The sequence below is a fragment of the uncultured Campylobacter sp. genome (assembly GCF_937997465.1).
Classification (GTDB): Bacteria; Campylobacterota; Campylobacteria; order Campylobacterales; family Campylobacteraceae; genus Campylobacter_A.
This window is the reverse complement of record NZ_CALKTQ010000142.1, coordinates 1-7,440: the sequence shown is the minus strand read 5'-3', so window position 1 is coordinate 7,440 and position 7,440 is coordinate 1. Positions and strand designations below refer to the sequence as shown.

Sequence of the window (7,440 nt, the reverse complement as noted above, 5' to 3'; positions counted from 1 at the left end):
ACCGCCGCAAAGCACCAAAACGTCAAATTTGCCCTTGTGCGATAAAATTTCATTCGCACTAAACACCGGCGCGCCGCATGTTTTTACTTCGCTTGGATTCCTACGGCTAAAAACGGCTGTTAGCTCTAAATCCTTGCTGTTTCTCGCAGCAAGCTCCACGCCGCGACCCAAATTTCCATATCCTAAAACTGCTATTTTTATCTTTTGACTCATTTTTATCCTTTAAATTTAACTAGTGACAAAGTTTCACTTCATCAGCAAATAATAAATCACATATATCCAACTTAAAAATCCGTGAATTATCGCCCACAATATGCTTTTATTGGCTCCCCATGATAGTGCGACGGCTATGACCGTGCCTAAAGTAAATCCGCCGATACTGCCTTTCATTTTTCTCCTTGATTTAAAATTTAGGCTCAAACGAGCGAACTATTCGCCAAATACCTTTAGTTCGTCGCATACCTTGGCAAATTTTTCCTGCGCGCTTTGCAGTCCTTCGCGGTTGGCTTCAACCACGGCTTGCGGGGCGGAGGCTACGAATTTCTCGTTATTTAGCATACTTGAGAGCTTTGCTATCTCTTTTTCTAGTTTGGTTTTTTGCGACCGCAGTCGCATGATAACAGCGCTCATATCCACGCCTTCAAGCGGCACGAACGCCTCTAAATTTTCGCTCACGTCGCGAGCTGCGTTTTCGATTTTATCGTCGCAGAACTCGATCTGCTCGCATTTGGCTAGCAGTGCGATATAGTTTGTCGCTTCGGTCAAATTTTCGTTTCCGTTTAGCTTGATGAAGGCTTTTGGGATTTTTGAGTTGCCTTGCTCGATGATTGCCTTTGCGCGGCGGATCGCGACGATGGCCTCGATTACTAGCTCAAAAGTCTTTTCTATCTGCAAGTCGCGCTCGTTGGCCTGCGGATACTCCTCAACCATGATCGAGCTTGCGCTTTCTAAATTTGAGCCGCTAAGCTCGTGAAAAAGGTACTCGGAGATAAACGGCATAAATGGACTAAGCAGTCTCATCGCCTCTTTAAATATCGCTCCAAGCTCTTTTACGCTGCCTTTGTCGGCTTTGCTAAGCTCGATACCCCAGTCGCAAAACTCATCCCATAAAAATTTATAAATCGCGTTTGCCGCATCGTTAAAGCGGTAGGCGTCTATGTTTTCTCGCACTTCGCGCACGCACTCGTTAAATCGGCTTAACATGTATTTGCCAAGCTTGGTTTCTATTTTGATATCGCTTAAATTTGCAAATTTAGACTCGTTTAGCAGCAGATATTTGCTCGCGTTGTAAAGTTTGTTCGTGAAATTTCGCACGAGCTTCATCTTTTCGTCGCTTAGCTTTATATCGCGTCCCTGCACGGCAAGTAGCGCAAGCGTAAAGCGCAAGACGTCGGCGCTGTACTCCTCGATACTAACGAGCGGGTCGATGACGTTGCCTAGGCTCTTGCTCATCTTTCTGCCTTGCTCGTCTTTAACTAAAGCGTGCAGGTAGATATCGTCAAACGGTAGCTTGCCTAGCGCATTTTCGCCCTGAAACATCATCCTGGCTACCCAGAAAAACAAAATATCAAAGCCGGTGATTAGCAGGTTGTTCGGGTAAAATTCAGCCAAATCGCCGTCAAACCATTTCTCGTTTTTTAGCTCCTCGCCGTTACCCCAGCCAAGCGTACTAAACGGCCAAAGCCCCGAGCTAAACCAGGTATCAAGGACGTCGGGGTCTTGATGGAAATTTGCGCTTTTGCATTTTGGGCACTGCGTCGGCTCGTCTTCGTCCGCCCACTCGTGTCCGCACGCGTCACAGTAAAATACCGGGATTTGATGCCCCCACCATAGCTGGCGCGAGATACACCAGTCGCGAAGCTCGCGCATCCAGGCGTTAAAACTGTTTATCCAGTGAGCCGGGTAAAATTTGGCTAATCCTTCGCCGACCTTTGCGATCGCGTCGTCCGCGATCTGTTTTTTGACGAACCACTGCTTTGAGATGTATGGCTCGACGACGTTTTTGCAGCGGTAGCAGTAGCCGACTTGGTTTTCGTAGTCTTCGATCTTCTCGACGTTTCCGAGCTTTTCTAGTTCCGCGACGATAGGGTCTCTGGCCTCTAGTCGCTCAAGCCCTTTAAACTGCGCGCACTGCTCGTTTAGGATACCTTTTTCGTCAAAAACGGTTATAAATTTTAGATCGTGTCTTTTGCCGACCTCGTAGTCGTTAGTGTCGTGCGCCGGCGTGACTTTTACTAGACCGGTACCAAACTCCATATCGACGTGTTCGTCGGCTATGATCTCGATCTCGCGACCGATTATCGGTAGGACGACTTTTTTGCCGATCAAATTTTTATATCGTTCGTCGTTTGGGTTTACCATTACGGCGGTATCGCCGAAGTAGGTTTCAGGACGTGTAGTCGCCACAACAATAAATTTATCTTGTTCTCCCGCTAGGTAGTATCTTAGGTGATAAAGCTTGCCTTTGTTTTTCTTATGTTCTACCTCGATGTCGCTGAGCGCGCCGTCGTGCGTACACCAGTTTATCATGTAGTTTTCGCGCACGATGAGCCCTTTTTCGTAGAGATTTACGAAAGCCTTTTTGACCGCTATCCTTAACCCTTCATCCATAGTAAATCTTTGGCGCGACCATGCCGGAGAGACGCCTAGGTTACGCATCTGATGAACGATCATTCCGCCGCTTTTTTCTTTCCACTCCCAGACTTTTTCTACGAATTTTTCGCGTCCGAGCTCTTCTTTTTTGATACCCTGGGCTAGGAGTTGCTTTTCAACGACGTTTTGAGTGGCGATACCTGCGTGATCAAGGCCTGGCTGCCAAAGCGTTTTGTAGCCGTCCATTCTTTTGTAGCGCGTCATTATGTCTTGCAATGTGAATGTTAGGGCGTGTCCGATATGAAGCGAGCCTGTTACGTTTGGAGGCGGCATCATGATGCAAAATTTACGTCCGTCTTTGCGGATGTTTTTGTTCGCGTCTATCTCGAAATATCCGCGTTCTTCCCAAATTTTATAAAATTTATCTTCTACTTCTTTTGCGTCGTAAAATTCCGCCATATTTTATCCTTAATAATTGTTTAAAAAATGTCGGATTTTACTACAAATTTGCTAATAGTATGTTTAAAATAGGTTGTTTTTTAGGAATAGGCAAAGAAAGCGAAGCGGCTGAAAAACCGCTTCGCAAAGGATCATTTGACGATAAATTCGTGCTGAGCTAGATCGTAGTCGCTCATGCTCTCGTCGTACATGTTTTCCGTGATAACCGCAGGTAGCATGCACTTACCGCTCATAACGACTCGAAGAGGCGTATAAAGCACATGTGCGTCCTTGCTGGCACTCAAACTATAAAAGCTCAAAACTCTGTCGTCCTCGATGTTTTGATGCTCGAGAGTTAAAGAGTTTTTCGTAGCTTCAGTTCTTACGTTTGGTACGATATTTTCGTTTACTACCTCAAGGCAAGGGCTGATCGTTTCGTTTATCACGCCGTTTCTGATAAACTCATTCGTTTTTAGCGATAGCTTTGAGTAGATGATATCGTTTACCTTAAGTGCGTTGATATCGATCTCTTTGCCGTCTTTGCCGACGAAGGTTCTATAGATATCAAGCCCTTTCTTGTCAAATTTGTGATTTACGTCTAGCTTTTTGTAGCCTGACGCGCTAACGCCTAGATACACGGCTGCGCCGTTTTCAGGTACGATAGTAATCTCAGGCTTTTTAGGAGCGATGTTGATAGCTCCGCGACCGTCGAAATTTAGATCGTGTCCGTCGGCGATTAGCTTAAATTTGTTCTCGCTTGAGACGTCTTTGATATAAGCTCTTAGCGCTCTTAGCGTAAATGCGCGCTCCTGTGTCGAATGCAGCTTATCTACGCGAGCGATCAGGTAGTCTGCTAGCTCGTCGCTAAATGCGTTTTTTTCAAAGTGATTGGCGTGCAAAAGTAACATAAAGGCCTTGTTTCTGATCTCTGAGCCAAAGTTATCTGCTAGCTCTTTTTCGCGGTCAAAGGTCGATTTGTTTAGTCCTTTTAGCACTTTTTCGCTCTCTTTATTTAGTCCCTCGTTTTTGAGGATCGCTGCCATCAAGTATCCGTCAAGCGCGCTGTTTTGGTATCTCTTTTGATCGTATAGAGCGTTTAGCTTTGATCTATCGAGTTTCTTTTGCGTGCTTAGGACGTAGGCTGCGTAAAGGGCTTGGAAGTTATCGTTACTGCCAAATGCCTTTAGCCAGTCGATCGCTTTACTTTTTACGTGGCTATCTAGCGCAAAGCCTGATTTTTCAAGCGTAAATAGCATATCGATAGCGTAGATCGAAGCAAAGTTGTTCGTGTAGCTTAGCTGATCCCAGTAGCCGATGCTGCCGTCTGTTTTTTGCATATTGATGACGTCTTGCAAGCCTGCTTCGACGAATCTTTTTCTATCGGCTTCTTTTGCCTTGGCTTCTTTAGAATCGTCTCCGCCAAGCACTAGGAAATTTAGCTCAAAAAGCTTACTTGAGCGTTGCTCGGAGCATCCGTAAGGGTAATTTACGAGCTTGTCGCTATTTGCGCTTAGTACGCCTTTGATAGAGCTTGAAGCGTCGATCCTGATGCGTTTAAACTCCTCGTCAAGCTTAAATGTCTTTTCCACGGTAGCCTGGAAATTTTTAGCGTAGGTGCTAAGCGGATAGGCGTGGATGACGTCAAGCTTTTGCGAGTAGGTATAGCCGTTTTTACCGTCGTTTGCGGTGAAATTTATATATGATTTACCCGTAGCGTTAGCATCGATGACGAAATTTAATTTCGCGTTTTCGTTAGGTTTTAGCTCGATGCTGTCAACTGCTAGCTGTGCGTTTAGGTTCGTATCTATGCTTAGGGCGACGGTTTTTGGCTCTTTAGTGGTGTTGATCACTCTTAGTGTGTAGTTTACCTGGTCGCCTTGGATCAAATACGCAGTTTGCGTCGGTTTTAGGATGATGTCGTCTTTTACCTTGACGGCATTTACGCTAAAGCCGAGCTTGTCGCCGATGACGCTAAGTACGGCCAAATTTATCTCGGAGTTAAAGTCGCTAGGCACCTCTACGTCAAAGTTCGCTACGCCGTCCGCACCCGCTTTTGCGGTTTGCATTTTGATGTAGGTTTTGACGTTTTTCTTATCGACCGGGCTAGCAAATTTTGCCATTCTCATCTCCATAAGGGCAGCCGCCGCGTCACCGCCGAAGCTTAGTACTTTACCGTCTTTTTTAAATCCGCTCAAATTTGCGTAGATGTCGTAGTCAAGCACGCCGTCGTTTAAAATTTTGTCAAAAAAGTCAAGCGGGCTCTTTAGCTTTTGATTTGTTACTTGTAGCACGCCTTCATCAACTGCAAATAGCGTAACCTCCGCATTTGGCTCGGTTTTTACGGTAGTTTTAAATTTGGAGTTTGACTTCACGACTTTTGGCGCTTCGATGCTGACGTTTGTCGCTCGGTATGATTTATCCGCTTTTGCATAGACTTTATCGTAGGTTCTAAACGGCAAGACATCGTTATCTGCTACGCGCATGATGGATGCGGTTACATAAAGTCCCTCAAAATCGAAGTCAAGGTCAAATTTGGCGTTTGCTACGTTGTTTTCTATATTTACGACTTTATACTTTTTGACGTTTTCTGACTCGACCGTGATGATGCCGATGCCGCTTTTTAGCACAGAGCTAACGTCTACGTTTAGCGAGTCGCCTTTTTTATAGACTTTTTGATTTAGCTTGATTTTAGCTTTAGCTAGCTCTTTTGTCGGTTGCAACGTGCCGCCGTAGTCCCAGCCGCTAACGTAGATATCTAAATTTGCCGAGTGGCCGCTTAGGATATCGGAAACCACGACTATGAAGTCGCCGCTTTGATTGAAATCATAAACGAATTCGTTACCGCTAAGAGTATCGCTAAAGACCTTTTCGTAGCGTTTGTTCCATTTTAGATAGCCTTCTTTGTCGTAGTTGTATTCCCAGATCGCTTTTTTGATCTCGACGGCTTTTTGCCTATCTTTTAGCTCCTCGTCTTTAAGCGGATCGACGCTGACAAAATTTAGCGTTAGTTTGGAGTTTGCGTCGATGTAGGTGTCGTTTGCTCTGACGCCGACCATAACGTCAAAAGGATATACGCTAAAGTCGTTGCTGGCGCTTACATTTTTGCCGTCGTCGTTAATGGTAAATACCGCGGTGCCTTTTAAAATGCTTGCGATTTTGCCTTTGTTTTGTAGCTTAAACGCAGTCGCACCTTTACCTTCGTTGTCTAGAGTGACTGGTTTAGTAAACTGATCTAGGCCATTTGCGGCGTATTCACCGTTGCTAAATTTATACTCTTTAAATTTATCGTTTTTGTAATCTTGTTGATATAAATTTAACGCCACGTCGCCCTCTAGATTAGCCGCCGCGCCGCCAAAAAGGTAGTTGCTTTGTAGTTTTACGTCAATTAGATCGTCTAGAGCGTAAATTTGCTTATCTAGCTTAACTTCGTTTTTGATGCGTTGCGGAGTGAATGACTCGACTGAAAAGTCGTAGCTATCGATGATTTTATTTGCAAAGATCACTTCAAATTTAAACGTTCCGGTTAGTCCCGAGTTTACCGGCTCGTCGAAATTTATCACGCCAAGCTCGGTGGTGTTTACGCCTTTATTTAGGATCACTTTGTTTTGCGGATCTCTGATTTTTAGCTTAACGGGCATATTTGAGAGGCTCTTAAACAGCGCGTTTTTGATGATGATCTCGCCTTTTATGTTTTCCTGCGGGCGGATGATGTTGCTAGCAAAGTGCAAATACGCGCTATACGTTTCGCTTCTATCTTTGGCGTCTAAATTTGACTCCTCGTTTAGGCGTTTGTTTTGCGATAGGGCGATGAAGCTCTGCTCTTTACCTAGCGTTAAAACTGCGCTTGAGACGTCTTTGCCGATGTCTTTTTTATTAAATTTAAACACGCCTTCGTCGTTTGTGATGCCGCTTGCGATGAGATTGTTTTTAGTGGAGTAAATTTTGACGTCCGCGTTTGCGACTACTTCGTTTTTGCTTAAGCGGTTGGCAAATAAAAACACCTCGTCTTTTGAAACTTTCATGCTTAGGCCGATATCGGTTAGATAGACCGCTTTTTGTACGCTTTTATCTTTGTCGTAGTAGACTGTGACTAGATAAACTCCATCTCCGCCCTCGGCAAAGTCAAGCTTGATCTTGCTTTTTTGCATTTCGTTTTGAGCGCCGCCGATCTCGTAGTTTTTGCTGGCTACTTCCTCGGCGTAGTTATCCAAAGGAGTCTCGGTAAAATTTAAAAAGTATCTTAAATTTTGCTCTTTTAGCTTCTCGACGACAACTTTAGCGGTGTTTGTGTTTACGCTTTTTATGCCGATCTCGCCCAGGCTAGACATATACGTGCCGCTATCTGTAAACTCTAAAAACGGTTTTAAATCACCGAAAGCTACGTTAAATGAGGAGTTTTCTCGTAGCATC

At 44.7% G+C, this 7,440-nt stretch carries 3 protein-coding genes and 1 pseudogene; all 4 read right to left on the bottom strand.

What is annotated here, in order from left to right:
- Positions 1–213 (bottom strand): annotated as a pseudogene (locus tag Q0546_RS04480) (diaminopimelate dehydrogenase); the annotation flags it as partial.
- Positions 214–246: 33 nt separating this feature from the next.
- Positions 247–390 (bottom strand): hypothetical protein, encoded by a 144-nt coding sequence (locus Q0546_RS04475; RefSeq protein WP_002952601.1) that lies wholly within the window; start codon positions 388–390, stop codon positions 247–249.
- Between the two features lie 39 nt (positions 391–429).
- Positions 430–3,051, bottom strand: coding sequence for a valine--tRNA ligase (locus tag Q0546_RS04470; RefSeq protein WP_298790902.1), 2,622 nt, complete (start codon positions 3,049–3,051; stop codon positions 430–432).
- Between the two features lie 131 nt (positions 3,052–3,182).
- Positions 3,183–7,440 (bottom strand): FixG Ig-like domain-containing protein (locus tag Q0546_RS04465; protein ID WP_298790900.1); only part of this gene is annotated, 4,258 nt, incomplete at its 5' end.

Bases quoted from the DNA above. Each gene is read 5' to 3' on its own strand.
- Q0546_RS04475 (WP_002952601.1), bottom strand. From the start codon at position 390: ATGAAAGGCAGTATCGGCGGATTTACTTTAGGCACGGTCATAGCCGTC.
- Q0546_RS04470 (WP_298790902.1), bottom strand. From the start codon at position 3,051: ATGGCGGAATTTTACGACGCAAAAGAAGTAGAAGATAAATTTTATAAA.